This is a genomic window from Sphingomonas sp. DC5200-1 (assembly GCF_049897245.1).
Taxonomy (GTDB): Bacteria; Pseudomonadota; Alphaproteobacteria; order Sphingomonadales; family Sphingomonadaceae; genus Sphingomonas; species Sphingomonas aquatilis.
This window is the reverse complement of record NZ_JAFCVW010000006.1, coordinates 54421-73200: the sequence shown is the minus strand read 5'-3', so window position 1 is coordinate 73200 and position 18780 is coordinate 54421. Positions and strand designations below refer to the sequence as shown.

The 18780-nt window shown below is 67.7% G+C and carries 29 protein-coding genes; 13 read left to right on the top strand and 16 right to left on the bottom strand.

Annotation, left to right across the window (positions count from 1 at the left end):
* The first annotated feature begins 10 nt into the window (after nucleotides 1–10).
* On the top strand, nucleotides 11–601 hold the full coding sequence (locus tag ACP7A3_RS14515; RefSeq protein WP_426256392.1) for an isochorismatase family cysteine hydrolase: 591 nt from the start codon (nucleotides 11–13) through the stop codon (nucleotides 599–601).
* 103 nt (nucleotides 602–704) lie between these two features.
* On the opposite strand, the gene ACP7A3_RS14510 is transcribed toward ACP7A3_RS14515, so the two are convergent.
* Nucleotides 705–1151: a hypothetical protein gene (locus ACP7A3_RS14510; protein ID WP_426256393.1), complete on the bottom strand. Its 447-nt coding sequence runs from the start codon at nucleotides 1149–1151 to the stop codon at nucleotides 705–707.
* Nucleotides 1152–1266: 115 nt separating this feature from the next.
* Here ACP7A3_RS14510 and ACP7A3_RS14505 point away from each other — a divergent pair, with 115 nt between their 5' ends.
* The gene (locus tag ACP7A3_RS14505) at nucleotides 1267–2016 is read left to right on the top strand and encodes a hypothetical protein (RefSeq protein WP_426256394.1); all 750 of its coding nucleotides are present in this window, start codon (nucleotides 1267–1269) and stop codon (nucleotides 2014–2016) included.
* A gap of 240 nt (nucleotides 2017–2256) precedes the next feature.
* Here the strand turns inward: ACP7A3_RS14505 and ACP7A3_RS14500 are convergent, their stop codons facing one another.
* The 10 genes from ACP7A3_RS14500 to ACP7A3_RS14455 all read right to left on the bottom strand — a co-directional run bounded on the left by ACP7A3_RS14500 (nucleotide 2257) and on the right by ACP7A3_RS14455 (nucleotide 5559).
* A complete protein-coding gene (locus ACP7A3_RS14500) occupies nucleotides 2257–2493 on the bottom strand; it encodes a hypothetical protein (RefSeq protein ID WP_017978233.1) in 237 nt (78 codons plus the stop codon).
* Nucleotides 2494–2504: 11 nt separating this feature from the next.
* The gene (locus ACP7A3_RS14495) at nucleotides 2505–2756 is read right to left on the bottom strand and encodes a hypothetical protein (RefSeq protein ID WP_063688309.1); all 252 of its coding nucleotides are present in this window, start codon (nucleotides 2754–2756) and stop codon (nucleotides 2505–2507) included.
* Between the two features lie 40 nt (nucleotides 2757–2796).
* Complete coding sequence (locus tag ACP7A3_RS14490; protein WP_017978235.1) at nucleotides 2797–3078, bottom strand: hypothetical protein; 282 nt, start codon at nucleotides 3076–3078, stop codon at nucleotides 2797–2799.
* A 1-nt stretch (nucleotide 3079) separates the two neighbouring features.
* Nucleotides 3080–3349: a hypothetical protein gene (locus ACP7A3_RS14485; protein ID WP_426256395.1), complete on the bottom strand. Its 270-nt coding sequence runs from the start codon at nucleotides 3347–3349 to the stop codon at nucleotides 3080–3082.
* A 14-nt stretch (nucleotides 3350–3363) separates the two neighbouring features.
* On the bottom strand, nucleotides 3364–3684 hold the full coding sequence (locus ACP7A3_RS14480) for a hypothetical protein (protein ID WP_426256396.1): 321 nt from the start codon (nucleotides 3682–3684) through the stop codon (nucleotides 3364–3366).
* 18 nt (nucleotides 3685–3702) lie between these two features.
* Complete coding sequence (locus tag ACP7A3_RS14475; RefSeq protein WP_017978238.1) at nucleotides 3703–3996, bottom strand: hypothetical protein; 294 nt, start codon at nucleotides 3994–3996, stop codon at nucleotides 3703–3705.
* Between the two features lie 45 nt (nucleotides 3997–4041).
* Nucleotides 4042–4416, bottom strand: coding sequence for an envelope stress response membrane protein PspC (gene pspC / locus ACP7A3_RS14470; RefSeq protein ID WP_017978239.1), 375 nt, complete (start codon nucleotides 4414–4416; stop codon nucleotides 4042–4044).
* A gap of 1 nt (nucleotide 4417) precedes the next feature.
* Complete coding sequence (gene pspB, locus ACP7A3_RS14465) at nucleotides 4418–4684, bottom strand: envelope stress response membrane protein PspB (protein ID WP_017978240.1); 267 nt, start codon at nucleotides 4682–4684, stop codon at nucleotides 4418–4420.
* A 1-nt stretch (nucleotide 4685) separates the two neighbouring features.
* Complete coding sequence (gene pspA / locus ACP7A3_RS14460; protein ID WP_017978241.1) at nucleotides 4686–5351, bottom strand: phage shock protein PspA; 666 nt, start codon at nucleotides 5349–5351, stop codon at nucleotides 4686–4688.
* A gap of 70 nt (nucleotides 5352–5421) precedes the next feature.
* On the bottom strand, nucleotides 5422–5559 hold the full coding sequence (locus ACP7A3_RS14455) for a hypothetical protein (RefSeq protein ID WP_017978242.1): 138 nt from the start codon (nucleotides 5557–5559) through the stop codon (nucleotides 5422–5424).
* A gap of 175 nt (nucleotides 5560–5734) precedes the next feature.
* Between ACP7A3_RS14455 and pspF the strand changes: the two genes are divergently transcribed.
* Both pspF and ACP7A3_RS14445 read left to right on the top strand, forming a co-directional pair.
* Nucleotides 5735–6793 carry a phage shock protein operon transcriptional activator gene (pspF, locus tag ACP7A3_RS14450; RefSeq protein WP_426256397.1) on the top strand — a complete coding sequence of 353 codons (1059 nt, stop codon included), beginning with the start codon at nucleotides 5735–5737 and terminating at the stop codon, nucleotides 6791–6793.
* A gap of 366 nt (nucleotides 6794–7159) precedes the next feature.
* A complete protein-coding gene (locus tag ACP7A3_RS14445) occupies nucleotides 7160–7765 on the top strand; it encodes a superoxide dismutase (RefSeq protein WP_426256398.1) in 606 nt (201 codons plus the stop codon).
* 151 nt (nucleotides 7766–7916) lie between these two features.
* Here ACP7A3_RS14445 and ACP7A3_RS14440 read toward each other — a convergent pair whose 3' ends face one another.
* The 3 genes from ACP7A3_RS14440 to mtaB form a co-directional block, all read right to left on the bottom strand.
* Nucleotides 7917–8588 (bottom strand): septation protein A, encoded by a 672-nt coding sequence (locus ACP7A3_RS14440; protein ID WP_426256452.1) that lies wholly within the window; start codon nucleotides 8586–8588, stop codon nucleotides 7917–7919.
* Nucleotides 8589–8849: 261 nt separating this feature from the next.
* Nucleotides 8850–9788: a signal recognition particle-docking protein FtsY gene (gene ftsY, locus ACP7A3_RS14435; RefSeq protein ID WP_147037452.1), complete on the bottom strand. Its 939-nt coding sequence runs from the start codon at nucleotides 9786–9788 to the stop codon at nucleotides 8850–8852.
* The gene (gene mtaB / locus ACP7A3_RS14430; protein WP_426256399.1) at nucleotides 9785–11023 is read right to left on the bottom strand and encodes a tRNA (N(6)-L-threonylcarbamoyladenosine(37)-C(2))-methylthiotransferase MtaB; all 1239 of its coding nucleotides are present in this window, start codon (nucleotides 11021–11023) and stop codon (nucleotides 9785–9787) included. Before mtaB ends, ftsY begins: the two co-directional genes overlap by 4 nt.
* Here mtaB and ACP7A3_RS14425 point away from each other — a divergent pair.
* From ACP7A3_RS14425 to rimM, 5 genes are all read left to right on the top strand, one after another.
* Nucleotides 11022–11597 carry a DUF924 family protein gene (locus tag ACP7A3_RS14425; RefSeq protein WP_426256400.1) on the top strand — a complete coding sequence of 192 codons (576 nt, stop codon included), beginning with the start codon at nucleotides 11022–11024 and terminating at the stop codon, nucleotides 11595–11597. The genes mtaB and ACP7A3_RS14425 overlap by 2 nt on opposite strands.
* Nucleotides 11598–12070: 473 nt before the next feature.
* A complete protein-coding gene (gene ffh, locus ACP7A3_RS14420; RefSeq protein ID WP_426256401.1) occupies nucleotides 12071–13567 on the top strand; it encodes a signal recognition particle protein in 1497 nt (498 codons plus the stop codon).
* Nucleotides 13568–13607: 40 nt separating this feature from the next.
* On the top strand, nucleotides 13608–14021 hold the full coding sequence (rpsP, locus tag ACP7A3_RS14415) for a 30S ribosomal protein S16 (protein ID WP_017978250.1): 414 nt from the start codon (nucleotides 13608–13610) through the stop codon (nucleotides 14019–14021).
* 85 nt (nucleotides 14022–14106) lie between these two features.
* The gene (locus tag ACP7A3_RS14410; RefSeq protein ID WP_426256402.1) at nucleotides 14107–14259 is read left to right on the top strand and encodes a hypothetical protein; all 153 of its coding nucleotides are present in this window, start codon (nucleotides 14107–14109) and stop codon (nucleotides 14257–14259) included.
* Nucleotides 14213–14725, top strand: a complete 513-nt coding sequence (gene rimM, locus ACP7A3_RS14405; protein ID WP_426256403.1) for a ribosome maturation factor RimM — start codon at nucleotides 14213–14215, stop codon at nucleotides 14723–14725. The genes ACP7A3_RS14410 and rimM overlap by 47 nt, the downstream gene beginning before the upstream one ends.
* 153 nt (nucleotides 14726–14878) lie before the next feature.
* On the opposite strand, the gene ACP7A3_RS14400 is transcribed toward rimM, so the two are convergent.
* On the bottom strand, nucleotides 14879–15826 hold the full coding sequence (locus tag ACP7A3_RS14400; protein WP_426256404.1) for an NAD(P)/FAD-dependent oxidoreductase: 948 nt from the start codon (nucleotides 15824–15826) through the stop codon (nucleotides 14879–14881).
* A gap of 32 nt (nucleotides 15827–15858) precedes the next feature.
* Between ACP7A3_RS14400 and ACP7A3_RS14395 the strand changes: the two genes are divergently transcribed.
* The 4 genes from ACP7A3_RS14395 to rplS are packed head-to-tail and all read left to right on the top strand — an operon-like array spanning nucleotide 15859 to nucleotide 17615.
* Nucleotides 15859–16122, top strand: a complete 264-nt coding sequence (locus ACP7A3_RS14395; protein ID WP_241892115.1) for an AbrB/MazE/SpoVT family DNA-binding domain-containing protein — start codon at nucleotides 15859–15861, stop codon at nucleotides 16120–16122.
* Nucleotides 16119–16496 (top strand): type II toxin-antitoxin system VapC family toxin, encoded by a 378-nt coding sequence (locus ACP7A3_RS14390; RefSeq protein WP_294315382.1) that lies wholly within the window; start codon nucleotides 16119–16121, stop codon nucleotides 16494–16496. Before ACP7A3_RS14395 ends, ACP7A3_RS14390 begins: the two co-directional genes overlap by 4 nt.
* Nucleotides 16493–17218, top strand: a complete 726-nt coding sequence (trmD, locus tag ACP7A3_RS14385; RefSeq protein WP_295563869.1) for a tRNA (guanosine(37)-N1)-methyltransferase TrmD — start codon at nucleotides 16493–16495, stop codon at nucleotides 17216–17218. Before ACP7A3_RS14390 ends, trmD begins: the two co-directional genes overlap by 4 nt.
* A 4-nt stretch (nucleotides 17219–17222) precedes the next feature.
* Nucleotides 17223–17615, top strand: a complete 393-nt coding sequence (rplS, locus tag ACP7A3_RS14380) for a 50S ribosomal protein L19 (RefSeq protein ID WP_426256405.1) — start codon at nucleotides 17223–17225, stop codon at nucleotides 17613–17615.
* A gap of 251 nt (nucleotides 17616–17866) precedes the next feature.
* Here rplS and ACP7A3_RS14375 read toward each other — a convergent pair whose 3' ends face one another.
* Nucleotides 17867–18727, bottom strand: a complete 861-nt coding sequence (locus ACP7A3_RS14375) for a LysR family transcriptional regulator (protein WP_426256406.1) — start codon at nucleotides 18725–18727, stop codon at nucleotides 17867–17869.
* Nucleotides 18728–18780 lie beyond the last annotated feature (53 nt).

Genomic DNA, 18780 nt, shown 5'->3' with positions numbered 1-18780 from the left:
AGAACGAAGCATGACCAACCCATCACCCGATCCGGCCCCGGGCAAGACCGCGCTGCTGCTCATCGACATGGTCAACGCGCTCGATTTCGAGGGCGGCGACGATCTGCGCGCCGCGACCGAGGATATCGTCGCGCCGATCCTGTCGCTGCGCGCGGCGGCGGATGCGGCGGGCGTGCCGGTGATCTACGTCAACGACAACAACGGCCAATGGCATTCGGAACGCACGCGGCTGGTCGAGGAGACGCTGGCCAAGGACACGCCGGGGCGCGCGGTGACACAGGCGCTGCGCCCGCGCGACGACGATTATTTCATCATCAAGCCGCAGTTTTCGGGCTTCTACGCGACCAACCTGCCGGTGCTGCTGCCGCAATTGGGGGTGAGCCGGCTGATCCTGACCGGCGTCGCCGCCGACATCTGCGTGCTGTTCACCGCGGCGGATGCGCATATGCGGCAGTACGATCTGTGGGTGCCGGGCGATGCGGTCGCGGGCAACCATCCCGAACGGACGCGCTGGGCGTTGGAGATCATGCGCAACAGCATGGACGCGCTGGCCGAGCCGACGGCGGCAATGACGCTGGGCGAGTGGGTGGCGCGGGGGTAGGGGCGCATCCTTCCCGTCACCCCGGCCTTGAGCCAAGGTCCCGCTTCTCCACCGGTCGGCCAATAGCGGGACCCCGGATCAAGTCCGGGGTGACGGGGGCGTATCAGTCCCCCACCGCCAGCACCGCCTCCACCTCCTCTTCCGAAATCCCGAACGCACCGGCGAGGCCCGTCACCGACGCGCCGCGCTTCGCCAGCACGCGGATGCGGTCGGCGTCGACCAGCGTCGTATAGCCGCGCGTGTCGCGCTGTTCGCGGACGACATCCTTGCGACCGGAGCCGCGCGGGCGGCGTGCCTCGCGCGCATGGGAGTCGCGGGCGGCGGCCTGTTCCTCGGCCTCGCGGCGGGCGGTGCGCGCCTGTTCGCGCTGCGCGGCCTCCGCCTCGCGCTCGGCGGCGCGGGTTTCGAGGCGGCGCTCGGTATCGGCGACGCGCGCCGCGGCGCGGGCCTCGCGGGCCTGGGCGCGTTCGGCGGCGCGCGCGTCGGGGCTGGCGTTGCTGCGGATGCGCAATCCGGTGGAGGGGCCGACGCCCCAGCTCTTGTCGACCACGTGTGTTCGAATCCTGGTGAACGGGGCTGCGCGCCTAGCAGGTCGTCGCACAGCGCGACACCTTCGGCGGTGTCGGACGTTGTCGCCGCCGAACCGAATCGTGAAGGAGCCTGCCATGCCCGCCATCCGCTGCCTGATCGCGCTGCCGTTGCTGGCACTCGGCGCCTGCGGGTCGGGCGGGGGGTCCGCTTCCACGACCGGCGAGGCGGAGGCGACGCCTATGGTCGCAGCGAGCGCCACCCCGCGCGCGCCATCGACCCCCAAGCCGGCGCGCACCAGCGTCGCCGCATCGCAGCCCCTGTCCTGCGCCGCGGAGATCGGAACGGCGGCCGCAGCGAAGCGGGTGGCGATCTGCCGCGACGTCTCGCCCGCGACGCACCCGCCGTGCAACGCCGCCAACAGCTGCGCGATGATCGAGGACGAGATCGCCCGGTCCTGCGCGCTGTTCGACGGGAAGGGATCGCGCATGGCCGGCTGTGCCGTCGATCCGACCAGCGGACAGGCTGCGGCCGACGTGGTGCGGCGCTATTATGCCGCGATCAACGCGCGGGATTATGCTACCGCCTGGTCGCAATGGGGCGACGATGGCCGGCCGGGCCAGACCTTCAAGGGCTTCGAACAGGGGTTCGCCAAGACCCGCGCCACCCGCGTGACGATCGGCACACTGCCCCCGGCGGAGGGCGCGGCCGGCTCCGTCTACCAGACCGTGCCCGTCACGGTAGAAGCAACGACGGACGCTGGCGCGCGCCAGCGGTTTGCGGGAAGCTATGTCGTGCGCCGCGTCAACGGCGTGGACGGTGCGAGCGCGGCGCAGCTGCGCTGGCATCTCGATTCGGCGACGTTGAAGCCGGCCACCGGCGGCTGATCCTTATCCCACAGGGCCAACTCACTCCTCCCCCGCCAGGGGGAGGTGGCATGCCGCAGGCATGACGGAGGGGGAGGTCAGGGCGGCGCTTGGCCGCAGGGCATGTTGCCGTCCGCCCCCTCCCTCACCGCATCGGGTCGATCACGCCCCCGGCATGATCTTGAACGGCCGGGGGCCGTTCATCCCGATGCGCCCCGCCACGGGGAGGACCTTTATCATCTGGCCGGATGGGAATCCGCCTTATAGGTCGACGCCCGCCGCGATCGCTTCCAGCTTGCGGATGCGTTCCTTCAGGTCCGCGATCTCGATCCGCGATCCCGCGGAATGGACGGGGGGCAGCGCGTCGGCCTGCGCATCCAGCTGCGAATGCTTCAGCGTCAGCCAGCTGCGCCAGCCGGACAGGCCCGCGGTGGTCACCATGGCCAGACCGGCGAGGCCCGACAGCGACAGCGTCAGATACAGTTCGGGATCGGTCATCGTCCGTCTCCTCAGCGGTGGCGCAGCCGCTCGATCTCGCGGTCGAGATCGCTCGTGCTGCGATTGTCGGTGATCACGCGCTCCAGCACCTGGATGCGCTCCTTCAGGTCGCGCACCTCCTGGGTGAGGCGGCGGGTGTCGTCGGTCATGTCGGGCTGAAACCGGTCCGCGTGGCGCGGGCCGAAGGCGTTGAAGCGGGCGCGGAGCACGCCGCCGATCACCACCAGCGCGACGATCGCGACGATCATTTCTGCGGGGTTCATGGGTCTGTCCTTCCCTGTGACAGAAACTGGGGGGAGGGGATCAGTTGACCGGCAGGCGCTTCACCGCCGGCTCGTCGCGCAGCCGCTCGATTTCCTGCGCCAGGTCGGCGCCGCGATCGGTGACGATGCGTTCGAGCACGCGGACGCGCTCCTCCAGCCGTTCGGTCTGCGCGGCATATTGCGCCGCTTTCTCGGCGACCTTGTCCGCCTCGATCTCCATCCGGCGCTGTTGCAGCGCGAACCAGGGCTTGACGAAGACGCCGCCGAAGATCGCGAGCAGGCCGCAGCAGATGCCGAGGATCGGGATGAGCATGGCGGACATGTCAGTTGGCCTCCAGCCGAAGCGCTTCGATCTCGCGGTCGAGGCGGTGCGAACGATCGGTGACGATGCTCTCGATGGTGGCGAGCCGTTCCTGCAACCGGTCGATCTGGCCGATGCGCCGGGCATTCTCGGCGTCGAGCAGTTCGATATCGTGGCGCGCCGCCAGATCGGGGGCGGAGATCGCCTTTTTCACCTTGCGCTGGCCGTACCACTGGATCGCCAGCGTGATCGCGGCACCCAGCGCCATGCAGAAGACATGTTCGGGACCCATGATGCGTGTCCTTCTTAATGGCTGCGCAGCGCGTCGATCTCGCGAGCGGTGCGCTCGGCAGGATCGGTGGCGATGCGTTCGACGACGGCGAGGCGGTCCTTGATCGACCCCAGTTCGGCGCGCAGCTGCGCGTTTTCCTGGCTGAGCAATTTGACGCGCTCGACCGTCTCCTCGTTCTTCTGCGGATAGACCGCCTGGCCCCAGGCGCCGTCGAGCGGATAGCCGTTCTTGACCCGCAGCCAGGTGGTGATGATCCAGCCGGCCATCGCCATCACCATGATGAGCGCGGTCAGCGGAAACATACCCTGGACGATGGAATAGACTTCGGGAGACATGACGTTTTCCCTTTCGCGTCAGCGGTCGCGGAGCGCTTCGATCTCGCGGGCGGTGCGCTCGGCGGGATCGGTGGCGATGCGTTCGAGGACGGCGATCCGTTCCTCCAGGCGGCTGACCTGGCCGGTCAGCTTGTCATTCTCTTGAGTCAGCAGGCCGATGGTGCGCTCGGCGTCGGGCGAACCCCCGTGGCGGCGCTCATGGCGGCTGCGCCAGCGATCGGGTTCATAGCCGTGGCGAACGCGGATCCAGTTGTTGATGACCCAGCTTGCCGGCCCGATCGTGAAGATCGCGATCGGTACGAGTATCCCCAAGTTACTCATGGTCGTATCCCCTCTTTCAGCTCGCGAGGCAAAGGCTCAGCGGAGGCTGTCGATTTCCTCGGCCAGCCGGCTGTTGCGGCTGGTGTAGTGCAGTTCCATGTCGGCGAGCCGGCGGTCGATATCGCGCAGCTTGCTGCGCACTTCAGTGGTCGACCGCTTCGGGTTGGTGCGCACGCCCTGCCAGAATTTGGCGTCTTCGTGGCTCTCGTACAGGTCGACCGGCTTCTTGGGCGCCAACCACGCGGCGGCGATATAGCCCAGCAGGACCCAGCCGGAGGTGGCGACGGTCAGGATGACCATGGCGACGCGGACCAGGGTGATGTCGAAGCCGGTGTAGTCGGCGATCCCCGAACACACGCCGGATACCTTGCCGTTCGGCTTGTCGAGGTAGAATTGGGTGCGGGCGGACATCTCAGTTCCTCCGGTCGAGCTGATAATGGGCTTGCTGAGCGGTCAGGCTCGGCTTGAAGTCGGGGTTGTCGGCGGCGACGATCCGCTCGACCGTGTTGAGGCGATCCTCCAGCCGGCGGGCGAGATTATACATCTCGTCCAGCAGCTTCTCGTCCTCGTCGGTGATCTTGGGTGCCTGCTTCCACTTGGTGACATAATGCAGGATCACCCAGGGCGCGCCGATGAAGAGCGATCCGAACAGGATGGCCGGGACGGCGATATCCTCCATCTCAATCCTCCTTCTTGAGGCGCGCCTTCAGCGCGGCGAGTTCGGCATCCACCTTGTCGCTCTGGCGCAGCTCGGCGATCTCTTCCTCCAGCGTCTTCGGCACGCCCAGGCCCAGCGCTTCCGCGCGGCCCTCGGCATCGTCGACGCGGCGTTCCAGGATGTCGAAGCGGCTGAACGCCTCGTGCGTCTTGGGGCCGGCGTACATCTCGCGCAGGCGGTAGCGGTTGTTGGCGCTTTCCAGTCGCGTCTGGACGTTGGACTGCTTGGCGCGCGCCTCGGTCAGCTTCTTCTGCAGCTTGGCGATATCCTCTTCCGACGCGCGGAGCGCATCGTCCAAGACCTTCACCTCGATCATCAGCTGTTCGGCCATGTCGCCGGCCTTCTGCTTCTCGACGAGCGCCGCCTTGGCCAGGTCTTCGCGGTCCTTCGACAGCGCCAGCTCCGCCTTTTCCTGCCAGCTCGCCTGCAACTGGTCGAGCTTGTTGATGTGGCGGCGCATTTCCTTCTGGTCGGCGATCGTGCGGGCGGCACTGGCGCGCACCTCGACCAACGTCTCCTCCATTTCGAGGATGATCATGCGGATCATCTTCGCCGGATCTTCCGCCTTTTCCAGCAGGTCGGCGAAATTGGCGGCGACGATGTCGCGGGTGCGGGAAAAGATGCCCATCGTGTCGGTGCTCCTCAAAATCATGGCCGGGGCGGGCCGGGACCGTGGCCCGCCCCGGTTTGGGACCGCTTTACGCAACCTGGCGGGCGGTCGTCACGCTGGTCTGGTGTGCCGTCGCCGGTCCCACCGCGCCAGCGACGCAGGTCGCGCTGAACAGGACGGTGCAGACGATGGCGGCAAACTTGCGACCGATCTCGGTGTTGAACATGGGAACCTCCTCAAAAACCGTGTTTCGGGCCGCCGCATTGGCGGTATGCCAGCAGCTTTGCAGGAGGCGTGCCAATTCAGAAAATGGCGGATTTCCGTCGTTTCGGGGTGTATTATTTTCCTGAACCACCGATGAACACTTGCGCATTCTTGGTGTTTTCCGCCAGAAGTTGGCGATGCAGCGGACGACACAGGTCATCGGTCAATCGGGCGCCTTTCTGGACGCGCTGGAACGCGCCAGCCGTGCTGCTGCCCTCGACCGACCGGTGCTGGTGATCGGCGAACGAGGCACCGGCAAGGAACTGGTGGCGGAACGCCTCCATCGCCTGTCGCCGCGCTGGGACCAGCCGCTGGTCATCATGAACTGCGCCGCGCTGCCGGAATCGCTGATCGAGGCCGAATTGTTCGGGCATGAGGCGGGCGCCTTCACCGGCGCGACCAAGGCACGCGCCGGGCGGTTCGAAGAGGCGCATGGCGGCACCCTGTTCCTCGACGAGCTCGGCACGCTGTCGATGGCGGCGCAGGACCGGCTGCTGCGCGCGGTGGAATATGGCGAGGTGACGCGGATCGGATCGTCGCGGCCGATGCGTGTCGACGTGCGTATCGTCGCGGCGACCAACGAACATCTGCCCGACAAGGTCGATGCGCATGAGTTCCGCGCCGATCTGCTCGACCGGTTGAGCTTCGAGGTGGTGACGCTGCCCCCCTTGCGCGCGCGCTCCGGCGACATTGCCGTGCTCGCCGATCATTTCGGGCGGCGTATGGCGTCGGAGATCGGCTGGGAACGCTGGCCCGGCTTCGGCCCGCGCGCGCTCGACCAGCTGCTGACGCATCGCTGGCCCGGCAACGTGCGCGAGCTGCGCAATGTCGTCGAACGCGCGGTCTATCGCTGGGAAGGCGAGGGGCCTGTCGACGGCATCGAGATCGACCCCTTCGCCTCACCCTATCGCCCGCAGGATGGTGCGCGGCGCGGGGCGAGCGGCGGCAGTGCGCCGACGCCGGCTCCCGCGCCATCCTCCCCGTCGGCGGAGGTGGAGGACAGCCCCGTCGCCGCCTGCGATGCCGGCCCGTCGGACTTCAAGTCGCGCGTCGCCCGCTTCGAACGCGAACTGCTGGCCCGCGCGCTCGCCGAACACCGCTTCAACCAGCGCGCGACGGCGGAGGCGCTCGGCCTGAGCTACGACCAATTGCGCCACGCGTTGCGAAGGCACGACCTCATCAACGCGAACGGGTGAGGGCGCCACCCACCCCACACACACCGTCACCCCGGACTCGTTCCGGGGTCCACCGGGCCGCAAGGGGCTGGCAAGAGCCTCCGGCCGCCCCCCTCGCCGCGGAGTGGACCCCGGACCAAGTCCGGGGTGACGAACTAGGGGGAGGGGCACCCCGCCACCCCCGTCACCCCGGCCGAAGAGCCGGGGTCCCGCTTCTTCTCCTCCCCGCCCGTCGTACAAAGCGGGACCGCGGATCACGTCCGGGGTGACGGAGGCGGTGACGGACGGAAAGCTCATCACGCTTGCGTAACGGCGTGGGAGCGTTAGGCCCGCTTCCGCGTTAACGCGGGGACGCAACGTCCCCACCTTTTGGAAGGAGCATTTCCCATGGAATTCGAACTGCCGCCGCTGCCCTACGCTTACGATGCGCTGGAGCCGGTCATCTCGAAGGAGACGATGACCTTCCACCACGACAAGCATCACGCCGCCTACACCAACAAGCTGAACGAAGGCGTCGCCGCCGATCCGAAGCTCGAAGGCAAGACGATCGAGGAGATCCTCGGCATGATCTCGTCGCTGCCCCCGCTGATCCGCAACAACGGCGGCGGCTTCTGGAACCACGATTTCTTCTGGAAGATCATGGGGCCGAAGGGTTCGACCCAGCCGTCGGGCGCGCTGAAGGACGCGATCGACGCCTATGGCGGCCTCGACAAGCTGAAGGAAGACTTCAACACCAAGGGCGCGGGCCAGTTCGGTTCGGGCTGGGCGTGGGTGATCAAGGATTCGTCGGGCGCGCTGAAGGTGACGTCGACGCCGAACCAGGACAATCCGCTGATGGACGATGCCAAGGAACCCGGCACGCCGATCCTGGGTAACGACGTGTGGGAACACGCCTATTACCTCACCTACATGAACGACCGCCCCGGCTATCTGACGGCGTGGTGGGATGTCGTGAACTGGGACGAGGCCGGCAAGCGTTTCGACGCCGCGTAAAGAACCAAACTCCTCCCTCGCTTTAGCGGGGGAGGGGGACCGCCCGCGCAGCCGGTGGTGGAGGGGGCGTCTCCGCGAACGCAAGGTTCGCCCTGTCCGCCCCCTCCGTCACCGCCTGCGGCGGCGCCACCTCCCCTTGGCGGGGGAGGACTTATTGAGGCGGGATATCCGCTTCAGGATTGGCCTCGGTATTCAGCCCGTGCCGCAGCAGCATCGGAATGTTCGCGAACGCGAACAACAGGGTCAGCGGGATCGCGCCCCACAGCTTGAACCCGACCCAGAAATCCCAATTGGTATTGCGCCACACCGCTTCATTCAGCGCGGCCATCACGATGAAGAACAGCGCCCAGTTGCGCGTCAGCTTGCGCCACCCTTCCGCGGTCAGCCCCGGATAGGCGGTGCCGAGCAACCCTTCCAGCAGCGGCCGTCCGGTCAGCAGGCCGAAGCCCAGCACGATCGCGAACATCGCATAGACGAAGGTCGGCTTCATCTGGATGAACTTGGGGTCGTGGAAATAGACGGTCAGCCCGCCGAACACGACGACAAACCCGCCGGAAATCCACAGCATCGGCGAGATATGGCCGAGCTTGCGCTTCGACACGATCATCGCCGCGATCGTCGCGAGGACGAAGGCGGTGGTCGCGACGATCACCTTGGCGATCACCAGCGCGCCCGCGCGGTCGAGGTCGGACAGGAAGCCGGTGCTCGCGCCCACCAGCCGGATGGCGAGGGCAGCGGGGAACAGGAAATTGACCGCGAAGAAGACGAGCAACGGCCCGTATTCGACGCCCATCCGCACGCCGGGGGAGGATTTCTGGGTCATCTGGGTCACGCGACGATCTCCCCACCCGTCACCCCGGCCTTGAGCCGGGGTCCCGCTTCTTCTTCGATTCGCGCGGAAAAGCGGGACCCCGGCTCAAGGCCGGGGTGACGAGGTGACGAGGTGACGGGAGCGCCCCCGACCCCCACGCCGTCATTCCCGCGAAGGCGGGAATCCAGATGGGCTGGCCTTTCGGCTCCATCGCAGAAGTTCGCCAATCTGGCTTCCCGCCTACGCAGGAAGGACGGTTTGGGGCAGGCTCCATCACTTCCGCCCCCCCGCATCGACACCGGCAATAATCCGCGCCACCTCGTTCGCGTCGAACGGGCGCAAGTCCGTCATCCCTTCGCCCACCCCGATCGCATGGATCGGCAGGCCGTATTTCTCCGCCGCCGCGACCAGCACGCCGCCGCGCGCGGTGCCATCGAGCTTCGTCATCACGAGGCCGGTGACGCCCGCCACCTCCTTGAACACCTCGATCTGCGACAGCGCATTCTGCCCCGTCGTCGCATCCAGCACGAGCACGACGTCATGCGGCGAAGCCGGGTTGATCCGCCCCAGCACGCGGCGGATTTTCGCCAGCTCGTCCATCAGTTCGCGCTTGTTCTGCAGGCGGCCGGCGGTGTCGACGATCAGCACGTCGATGCCCGTTTCGGTCGCCTTCTTCACCGCATCCCACACCACGCCCGCGGCATCGCCGCCCTCCGGCCCGGTGACGATCGGTACGCCGACCCGCTCCGCCCAGGTGGCGAGCTGGCCGATCGCGGCGGCACGGAACGTGTCGCCCGCGGCCAGCATCACGCCATAATCCTGCTCCATCAGCAGGTGCGCGAGCTTGGCGATCGTCGTCGTCTTGCCCGATCCGTTGACGCCGATCACCAGGATCACCTGCGGCCGCGGAAAGGCTTCGATCTCAATCGGCTTGGCGACCTTGGCGAGGGCCTTCTCGACTTCCTCGGCGACGACCAGGCGGATGCCCAGCTCCTCCATGTTGCGCTCGAACGTGCCCTCGGCCAGCCGCGCGCGGATCTTGCCCGCGGTATCGGGGCCGAGGTCGGACGCGATCAGCGCCTCCTCCACCTCGTCCAGCGTCGCATCGTCCAGCCGCGCGCCGCCGAGGCCGGCGAGGTTGCCGACCAGCCGGTCGGACGTCTTCTTGAAACCGCCGAGCAGGCGTTCGTGCCAGGAGGGGGTGGTGCTCATGAAATCGTACCTAGCAGATGGGTGTCGGTTGCAGCGGTGATGCGGGCGGAGACGATCGTCCCCGGTTCGGCGGGCGCGTCCAGCAGCACCTCGGCGAAATTGCCGGCGTGGCCGCGGGTTCCCGGCCGCTCGACCAGCACGTCCTGCACGCTGCCGGCGAGGCTCGCAAGCCAGGCCGCCCGGCGTCGGCCAGCGCTCGCGCGCAGCCGTTCGGCGCGGTCCTTGATCGCGGCGGGCGCGACCTGCGGCATGCGCGCGGCGGGGGTGCCGGAGCGCGGGGAATAGGGAAAGATATGGCCATGGACGATGTCGGCATCGTCGATCAGCGCCAGCGTGTCGGCGAACATGGTCTCGTCTTCGGTCGGAAAGCCCGCGATCAGGTCCGCGCCGATCGCGATCTCGGGACGTGCCGCCTTCAGTCGCGCGACCATATCCACGGACTGTGCACGCGAATGCCGCCGCTTCATCCGCTTCAGGATCATGTCGTTGCCCGCCTGGAACGACAGATGCAGGTGCGGCATCACCCGCGGCTCGCCCGTCACCAGCTCGAACAGCCGATCGTCGATTTCGATCGAATCGAGCGACGACAGCCGCAGCCGCGCGAGCGCCGGCACATGCCGCAGGATACGCTCGACCAGCAGGCCCAGCGTCGGCGCGCCGGGCAGATCGTGGCCATAGCTCGTCAGGTCGACGCCGGTCAGCACCACCTCGTGATGGCCCGCATCGACCAGGCCCGCGATCCGCTCCACCACCGCGCCCGCCGGCACCGATCGGCTGGGACCCCGGCCGAAGGGGATGGCGCAGAAGGTGCAGCGATGGTCGCAACCATTCTGCACCTCGACGAACGCGCGCGCATGGCCGGTGAAGCTCGCGGCGAGGTGCGGGGCCGTCTCACGCAGCGCCATGATGTCGCCGACGACGACGGGTTCCAGGCTCGCCCAGGCGGCGGGGTTCAGCTTCTCGCCATTGCCGATCACGCGGTCCACTTCCGCCATTGCGGCGAAGCCGGCGGGGTCGATCTGTGCCGCGCAGCCGGTGACGACGATCTCAGCATCCGGCCGGTCGCGCCGCGCCCGCCGCACCGCCTGGCGGCTCGCCTTCACCGCCGCATTGGTCACCGCGCAGGAATTGACGACCACGGTATCGCGCCCCGCCAGCAGGGCACGGATCGTTTCGCTCTCGGCGATGTTGAGACGGCAGCCGAGGGAGATGACCTCTGGCGCGGGAGCAGACATGACGCGCGATCTAGTGAGGGACGGCGCCCAAGTCCATGACATGGCGGCCGCGGTATTGGACTTCTGGTTCGGCCTGACCCAGGAACAGCATTTCGCCAAGGACGATGGCCTCGACCGGCAGATCGCCGACCGCTTCGGCGCGATGCGCGACGGCGTGCTGCGCGGCGATGCGGAGGGGTGGCGCGACGACCCCGACGCCTTGCTCGCCGCGATCATCCTGCTCGACCAATTCTCCCGCAACATCCATCGGGACACCGCGCAGGCGTTCGCGGCTGACGACCTCGCCGTCGAGCTTACGCTGGAGGCGATCGCCAAGGGCTGGGAAGGGCGCTTTCCCCCGGAACGGCGCGTGTTCCTGTACATGCCGCTGATGCACGCGGAGAATCTCGGCCTGCAAAACCTGTCGGTTGAGAAGTTCGAGGACCTGGGGCTGGCGGAGAACATCGCCTTCGCCAAGGACCACCGCGACGTCATCGCGCAATGCGGCCGCTTCCCCAGCCGCAACGCCGCGCTGGGGCGGGAGTCGTCCGAGGCGGAACAGGCGTATCTCGCGCAGCCGGATGCGGGCTGGTAGGAGCACCTCCTTCTTCGTCATCCCGGCGCACGCCGGGATCCATGGACACGGCAAGGCCAGCGTTGCGCGAGCGCTCGATATGCGTCGCAACCATGGATCCCGGCGTGCGCCGGGATGACGAAGGAGAGGGCGCGCGCCCGCCGAAAAAGCCCGTCATTCCCGCGAAGGCGGGAATCCAGACTGGCAAACCTCACGCTTCCATCGCCGACGGCATGGGTTATGAATTCCCGCCTCCGCGGGAATGACGTGGATTGTGGGGCAGCGGCACCCCGCCACACCCACCCCCGTCACCCCGGATCAAGTCCGGGGTGACGAAGGGCAGGCTCTTGCCACCTCAACCACTTTCCCCTAAACGCCCACCCACGTTCCACCACGGAATGCGATCGAGGACGCGCCCACGGGTGCACGCTGGCCGGCGAGGTTTCGCCCGCCGGCGTCTTTTGCGTTGTGTGGTATGATGAGGATTTGAGGCGATGTTCGACAGTCTGAGCGACCGGCTTGGCGGCGTATTCGACCGCCTCCGCGGCCGTGGCGCGCTGACCGAGGCCGATGTGCGGACGGCGATGCGCGAAGTGCGCGTCGCGCTGCTCGAGGCCGACGTCGCGCTGCCGGTGGCGCGCCAGTTCGTCGACAAGGTCACCGAGGAAGCGGTCGGCCAGAACGTCCTGCGCTCGGTCACGCCGGGGCAGCAGGTCGTCAAGATCGTCAACGACGCGCTGGTCGAGATGCTCGGCGCGGACGAGAGCGAGCTGAACCTGTCGGTCACGCCGCCCGCGGTCGTGATGATGGTTGGCCTGCAAGGCTCGGGCAAGACGACCAGCACCGCCAAGATCGCTAAACGCCTGTCGGGCCGCGACCGCAAGAAGGTGCTGATGGCGTCGCTCGACGTCAATCGCCCGGCGGCGCAGGAACAGCTGGCGACACTGGGCAAGCAGATCGACGTCGCGACGCTGCCGATCGTCGCCGGCCAGCAGCCGGTCGACATCGCCCGCCGCGCGCTCCAGTCGGCGAAGCTGCAGGGCTTCGACGTGCTGATGCTCGACACCGCCGGCCGTCTGCACGTCGACCAGGCGCTGATGGACGAGATGAAGGCGGTCGCCGACATCGCGACCCCACAGGAAATCCTGCTCGTCGTCGACTCGCTGACCGGCCAGGACGCGGTCAACGTCGCGACCAACTTCTCCGAACAGGTGCCGCTGACCGGCGTCGTGCTGACCCGCATGGACGGCGATGCGCGCGGCGGTGCGGCGCTGTCGATGCGCGCCGTCACCGGCAAGCCGATCAAGTTCGCCGGCACCGGCGAAAAGATGGATGCGCTGGAGGCGTTCCACCCCAGCCGCGTCGCCGGCCGCATCCTCGGCATGGGCGACGTCGTCAGCCTGGTCGAGCGCGCCGCGGAATCGATCCAGCAGGAAGACGCCGAGCGGATGACCGCGCGGCTCGCCAAGGGTCAGTTCGACATGAACGACCTGCGCGGCCAGCTCGCGCAGATGCGCCGCATGGGCGGCCTCGGCGCGCTCGCCGGCATGATGCCAGGCATGAAAAAGGCGCAGGGCGCGCTCGCGCAGGCGGGCGGCGACAAGGTGCTGATCCACATGGACGCGATGATCGGCTCGATGACCATGAAGGAGCGCTCCAAGCCCGAACTCATCAATGCCAAGCGCAAGATCCGCATCGCCAAGGGATCGGGCACGACGGTGCAGGAGGTGAACAAGCTCCTGAAGATGCACCAGGAAATGTCCACCGCCATGAAGAAGATCAAGAAGATGGGCGGGCTGAAGGGCATGATGGCCATGCTCGGCAAGGGCGGCATGGGCGGCCTCGGCAACGCGCTCGGCGGTGCCGGCCTCGGCGAGATGATGGACAAGGCGGGCGGCGGCCTCCCCAAGGGCCTGCCCGGCCTCGGCGGCGGTCAGGACGGCATGCCCAAGCTGCCCCCCGGCTTCGAGAACCTTCTCAAGAAGAAATAACAGAACACCGTAACTGCATTAGAACGAAGGACTAACTACCATGGCACTCAGCATTCGTCTGTCGCGCGGCGGCTCCAAGAAGCGCCCGTACTACCGCATCGTCGTCGCCGACGCCCGTTCGCCCCGCGACGGCAAGTTCATCGAGAAGATCGGCAACTACAACCCGCTGCTCGCCAAGGATGCCGAGAACCGCATCGTCCTCGACGCCGAGCGCGCCAAGTACTGGCTGTCGAACGGCGCGCAGCCGACCGACCGCGTCGCGCGCTTCCTCGACCAGGCCGGCGTGCGTGAGCGCGCGGCGCGCAACAACCCGAACAAGGGCAAGCCGGGCGAAAAGGCCACCGAGCGCGCCGAAGAGCGGGCCGAGAAGCTGAAGGCGCAGGAAGAAGCGGCCGCCGCCGCTGCCGCCGCCCCGGCGGAAGAGGCTCCGGCCGAAGAGACCACCGAGGCGTAAGCTTCGAGGCCGATCCTCCGATGCGCAGGCATCGAAGGTGAAACTGGTGCGTTGAGCCGTCCTTACCCGAGGAGGTTCACGCACCATGGCCATCGATCCCGATCCCCGCACCGCGCCCGACGATACGTTCGAGGACGCTGCGGTGAACGCGCCCAACGAGGGCGTTTCCGCCACCGATCCCGCAGAAGGGGATGACGATGCCCCAGCAGGCACCGACGGATCACCCGACCAAGGCTGACGCGCCCGTTGTTCTGGCGGTCGTCATCGGCGCGCATGGCGTCAACGGCCAGGTGCGGCTCAAGGTCTTCGCCGAGGATTTCGGCACCTATAAGAGCTTCAATGGCGGCGCCTTGACGCTGAAGTCGACGCAGTCCGGCAATAACGGCCTGATCGCCCGCTTCGCCGAAGTCGCCGATCGCAACGCCGCCGAGGCCTTGCGCGGCACCGAACTCACCGTCCCCCGCTCGGCGCTGCCGCCGCTGGGGGAGGGCGAATATTACCACGCCGATCTCATCGGCCTGCCCGCCGTGTCGACGACAGGCGAAGACTTGGGCCGCGTCGTGCTCGTCGAGAATTTCGGTGCGGGCGACGTGCTCGAAATCGAACGCGCCAACGGCAAGCGCTTCATGATCCCCATGAACGCCGACGCCGTGCCGGAGTGGAGCGCCGACGCGCTGACGGTGAACGCCGACTTCGTGGAATAGCGCTTCCCCAAACCCCCCGTCACCCCGGACTAGTTCCGGGGTCCACCGGGCCACGGGGGGTCGTTAGAGCCTCTAGCCGCCCCCCTCGCCGCGGAGTGGACCCCGGACCAAGTCCGGGGTGACGGCGCGAGGGTGGCCGCCGCCCCCGTTACCTCACCGCCACAACCGCCCACGCTCCGCCAGCAAATTCCGGATCGTCGTCGCCGCCACGCCGGCCTCGCCCATCGCATGGCTGATCTGGTCCAGCCCCTTCACCACATCACCTGCCGCGAACAGGCCGGCCACGCTGGTGCGCTGATGGTCGTCCACCTCCAGGCACCCCTCGTCGCTCGCCCGCGCCCCCGCCGCGATCGCCAGGTGCGACCGAATCCGCGACCCCAGCGCCGGATAGACGCTGTCGAACGCCATCCGCCCGCCCGCGGTATCCAGCGCGATCCGGTCGCCCTCGATCGCCCAGCCGCCACACGGGCCGTCGACGCGCACGATCCCCGCCTCGTTCAGCGTCGCCGCGCAGGCCGCATCCAGCGCGTGCTCCGCCTCCGGTGCGATCAGCGTCACGTCGCGCGTATAGCCGCGCAGGAACAGCGCCTCGCGCATGCCATGGTCGCCGGTGCCGATCACGCCGACGCGCTTGTCGGTCACCTCATAGCCGTCGCAGATCGGGCAATAGCGCATCAGCCCGCGCTCCAGCGCAGGGTCGTGCACCTCGGGCAGGATATTGGGCCGATGATTGACCACCCCCGTCGCCAGCAACACGGTGCGCGCGCGAAAGTCGCCATCGTCGGTGACGATGCGGAAATCGTCGCCCTCCGGCAGAATCGCCGTGACCTTCTTCTCCTCGCGATATGCACCGTATTTCTCGGCCTGCTCGCGCATCAGTCGCAGCAGCTCTTTGCCCGCAATCCCCTCGGGGTAGCCGGCGTGGTTGCGCGTACAGGGGATCATCGCCGCGCGGCTCGATCCGCTGTCTAACAGTCGAATGGAAAGATGAAAGCGCGCCAGATAGATCGCCGCGGTCAGACCCGCCGGCCCCGCGCCGATGATGATGCAATCGTCCACGCCGTCGTCCCCTGAACCGTCGCCTTGCCCCACGTCCGTCATGTATATACATCCTGTCTATACGGAGGCATGGCATGGGTAACGAATATCGCGCCAAGGTGTTCAAATCAGGCAATTCGGTCGCACTGCGCCTGCCGAAGGCGCTCGGCCTGAAAGAAGGCGACGAGATGCTGCTGCGCGAGGAGCGGGGCAGTTTCATCGTCGAACCCGCGCCGGTCGTCCCGAAGAAGATCGACCTCACCGGCATCTACGGCTCGTGTCCGGGGATCAAGCCGGTGGAGCGGCTCGACATGGCGCCGCGCGAGCTGGACTGGGAAGGAAAGCTCCTTCGCCGATGACTGCACCGCGCTTCCTGCTCGATACCAATATCCTCGTCTATCTCATTGCCGGCGAACGCGATCTGCTCCGGGATCGCGTCCAGCAGCACGAGCCGGGCACGATCGTGACGTCGACATTGTGCGTGGCGGAAGCGCTGTACGGCATTACAGACGATGACCAGAAGGTCGCACTCGATCGGCTGCTGACCGTCATCGAACCCTTGCCCTTCGGCATGCCGGAAGCCCGGCGTTTCCCGGATGTGCCGTTCCGACGCGGCAAGCTCGATCGCTTCATCGCGGCCCATGCGTTGGCAACCGGCCTGACGATCGTCACCAACAACGAAGCCGACTTCGCCGACATTCCCGGCCTCCAAATCGAAAACTGGACCCAATGACCTTCGCCGCCACCGTCCTCACGCTCTACCCGGAGATGTTCCCCGGCCCCTTGGGCGTCTCGCTCGCCGGGCGCGCGCTGCGGGAAGGGGGCTGGACCTGCGATCCCGTCCAGATCCGCGACTTCGCCACCGACAAGCACCGCTCGGTCGACGACACGCCCGCGGGCGGCGGCGCCGGCATGGTGCTGCGCGCCGATGTGCTCGCGGCGGCTGTCGACAGCGTCGCCGACGACCGCCCGATCCTCGCCATGACGCCGCGCGGCGCGCCGCTCACCCAGAGCCGCGTCCGCGCCCTCGCGAACGGCCCCGGCGTCATCATCCTGTGCGGCCGGTTTGAAGGCTTCGACGAACGCCTGTTCGAGGGCCGCGAGATCGAACAGGTCTCGATCGGCGACTACATCCTGTCGGGCGGCGAGATGGGGGCGCTGGTGCTGCTCGACGCTTGCATTCGGCTGCGTCCCGGCGTAATGGGCGCGCCTTCCAGCGGGGATGACGAGAGCTTCGAAACGGGGCTGCTCGAATATCCGCAATATACCCGCCCCTATGAATGGGAAGGGCGCACGATCCCCGAAGTGCTGCGATCGGGGGATCATGCGAAGATCGCGGCCTGGCGGAAACACCAGGCAGAGGTCGATACACGGCTACGGAGGCCGGACCTTTGGGAGCGCCATGAGGGCGCTCGGGTCCAACCTCCCTCTGGTGCGCGGCGACGTAAGGACTGAAGTCATGAACCTTATTCAGCAGCTCGAAGCCGAGCAGATCGAAAAGCTGACCGCCAAGCGCGCGATCCCCGAATTCCGTCCCGGCGACACGCTGAAGGTCGGCGTGAAGGTCGTCGAAGGCGAGCGTACCCGCGTCCAGAACTACGAAGGCGTGTGCATCGCGCGGTCGAACAAGGGCATGGGCTCGTCGTTCACCGTCCGCAAGATCAGCTTCGGCGAGGGCGTCGAGCGCGTCTTCCCGCTCTATTCGCCGAACATCGATTCGATCGACGTCGTCCGCAAGGGCGCCGTGCGTCGCGCGAAGCTCTATTATCTGCGTGGCCGCACCGGCAAGTCGGCGCGTATCGCCGAACGCCGCGACACGCGCCCCGCGAAGGGCACCGCCGTCGCGGAGTAATCCGCAGCGTCGCGAGACACGAAGGGCGCGGGGGGGCAACTCCCGCGCCCTTTTTCGTGTGCCGCGGTCGCGTTTTTCCCCGTTCGCCCTGGTGAGGCGGTCGCCGAGCCTCCCAGGCTCGGCTAAAGCCATCCGGGGGATGGTTTTACCTCCTCACTGTCGAAGGGCGTTTTGCCTCAAGCGATCGCGTTTCTTGCGGAACCGCGTGCTTCGGCAAGCTCAGCACGAACGGGGAGGGCCGGGCTGTCGACTCAGCCGCCCATCCCCGCCACGAACGCCTGCCATGCCCCGCTCGGCGCCAGCCGCGCCCTCGCGGCCGCCGGCACGCGCACGCCCACCACGCGCGTCAGTTCGAACCCCGCCAGCGCGGGCATTGCCACGCCCCGCGCGCGCAGGCTGTACGGCATCACCGTGATCCCCAGCCCCGCCGCCACATAGGCCGCAGCGCGATCGTCGCTCAGCGTCCGCGCCGCCATGAACGGGCGGACGCCGCGCGCCGTGAAGAAGCGGCTGACCAGCGGCAATGCCTCGCACTGGCGCCGCACGATCATCGTCTCGCCGGCGATATCCTCCGCGGTCACACTGGCACGGTGAGCGAGGGGGTGCGCCGTCGCCATCGCCACGCCATAGCCTTCTTCGAACAACCGCACGTCATCCGCGTCGCGCGCGACGCCGGGGCCGAGCAGCGCATCGATGCGGCCATGGTCCAGCTTGCCCTGCAACTCGCTCGTCCGCCCCTCGACGATTTCGATCCGCTCGTCCGGCGCCGCGGCCCGCGCGGCGGCGAGCGCCTCGCCCAGCGCGATGGTGGAGACGGTCGGCGCCACGCCGATGCGGATCAGCCGGTGCGGCGGCGTCGCCTGCACTGCGCGTTCGGCGGCGGCGAACTCCGCCTCGATCCGCCGGGCATGATCGACGAAGCGCGTCCCCGCTTCGGTCAGCCGCACCCGCCGCCCGCTGCGGTCGAACAGTTGCTGGCCGAGCAATGCCTCCAGCTTGGCGATCCCCGCCGACAGCGTCGGCTGCGTCACCCGCGCGCTGGCCGCGGCCGCGGAAAAGCTCCCCTGATCGACGACGCCAAGACAATAGCGGATCAGATAGCGGTCGATCATAGATGCCATCTATACGTCGCCGCGTCTCCTGTCGATTTTCCCTGACGCCCGTG

Bases quoted from the DNA above. Each gene is read 5' to 3' on its own strand.
- ACP7A3_RS14515 (WP_426256392.1), top strand. From the start codon at position 11: ATGACCAACCCATCACCCGATCCGGCCCCGGGCAAGACCGCGCTGCTG.
- ACP7A3_RS14505 (WP_426256394.1), top strand. From the start codon at position 1,267: ATGCCCGCCATCCGCTGCCTGATCGCGCTGCCGTTGCTGGCACTCGGC.
- ACP7A3_RS14500 (WP_017978233.1), bottom strand. From the start codon at position 2,493: ATGACCGATCCCGAACTGTATCTGACGCTGTCGCTGTCGGGCCTCGCC.
- ACP7A3_RS14495 (WP_063688309.1), bottom strand. From the start codon at position 2,756: ATGAACCCCGCAGAAATGATCGTCGCGATCGTCGCGCTGGTGGTGATC.
- ACP7A3_RS14490 (WP_017978235.1), bottom strand. From the start codon at position 3,078: ATGTCCGCCATGCTCATCCCGATCCTCGGCATCTGCTGCGGCCTGCTC.
- ACP7A3_RS14485 (WP_426256395.1), bottom strand. From the start codon at position 3,349: ATGGGTCCCGAACATGTCTTCTGCATGGCGCTGGGTGCCGCGATCACG.
- ACP7A3_RS14480 (WP_426256396.1), bottom strand. From the start codon at position 3,684: ATGTCTCCCGAAGTCTATTCCATCGTCCAGGGTATGTTTCCGCTGACC.
- pspC (WP_017978239.1), bottom strand. From the start codon at position 4,416: ATGTCCGCCCGCACCCAATTCTACCTCGACAAGCCGAACGGCAAGGTA.
- pspB (WP_017978240.1), bottom strand. From the start codon at position 4,684: ATGGAGGATATCGCCGTCCCGGCCATCCTGTTCGGATCGCTCTTCATC.
- pspA (WP_017978241.1), bottom strand. From the start codon at position 5,351: ATGGGCATCTTTTCCCGCACCCGCGACATCGTCGCCGCCAATTTCGCC.
- ACP7A3_RS14455 (WP_017978242.1), bottom strand. From the start codon at position 5,559: ATGTTCAACACCGAGATCGGTCGCAAGTTTGCCGCCATCGTCTGCACC.
- pspF (WP_426256397.1), top strand. From the start codon at position 5,735: ATGCAGCGGACGACACAGGTCATCGGTCAATCGGGCGCCTTTCTGGAC.
- ACP7A3_RS14445 (WP_426256398.1), top strand. From the start codon at position 7,160: ATGGAATTCGAACTGCCGCCGCTGCCCTACGCTTACGATGCGCTGGAG.
- ACP7A3_RS14440 (WP_426256452.1), bottom strand. From the start codon at position 8,588: ATGACCCAGAAATCCTCCCCCGGCGTGCGGATGGGCGTCGAATACGGG.
- ftsY (WP_147037452.1), bottom strand. From the start codon at position 9,788: ATGAGCACCACCCCCTCCTGGCACGAACGCCTGCTCGGCGGTTTCAAG.
- ACP7A3_RS14425 (WP_426256400.1), top strand. From the start codon at position 11,022: ATGACGCGCGATCTAGTGAGGGACGGCGCCCAAGTCCATGACATGGCG.
- mtaB (WP_426256399.1), bottom strand. From the start codon at position 11,023: ATGTCTGCTCCCGCGCCAGAGGTCATCTCCCTCGGCTGCCGTCTCAAC.
- ffh (WP_426256401.1), top strand. From the start codon at position 12,071: ATGTTCGACAGTCTGAGCGACCGGCTTGGCGGCGTATTCGACCGCCTC.
- rpsP (WP_017978250.1), top strand. From the start codon at position 13,608: ATGGCACTCAGCATTCGTCTGTCGCGCGGCGGCTCCAAGAAGCGCCCG.
- ACP7A3_RS14410 (WP_426256402.1), top strand. From the start codon at position 14,107: ATGGCCATCGATCCCGATCCCCGCACCGCGCCCGACGATACGTTCGAG.
- rimM (WP_426256403.1), top strand. From the start codon at position 14,213: ATGACGATGCCCCAGCAGGCACCGACGGATCACCCGACCAAGGCTGAC.
- ACP7A3_RS14400 (WP_426256404.1), bottom strand. From the start codon at position 15,826: ATGACGGACGTGGGGCAAGGCGACGGTTCAGGGGACGACGGCGTGGAC.
- ACP7A3_RS14395 (WP_241892115.1), top strand. From the start codon at position 15,859: ATGGGTAACGAATATCGCGCCAAGGTGTTCAAATCAGGCAATTCGGTC.
- ACP7A3_RS14390 (WP_294315382.1), top strand. From the start codon at position 16,119: ATGACTGCACCGCGCTTCCTGCTCGATACCAATATCCTCGTCTATCTC.
- trmD (WP_295563869.1), top strand. From the start codon at position 16,493: ATGACCTTCGCCGCCACCGTCCTCACGCTCTACCCGGAGATGTTCCCC.
- rplS (WP_426256405.1), top strand. From the start codon at position 17,223: ATGAACCTTATTCAGCAGCTCGAAGCCGAGCAGATCGAAAAGCTGACC.
- ACP7A3_RS14375 (WP_426256406.1), bottom strand. From the start codon at position 18,727: ATGATCGACCGCTATCTGATCCGCTATTGTCTTGGCGTCGTCGATCAG.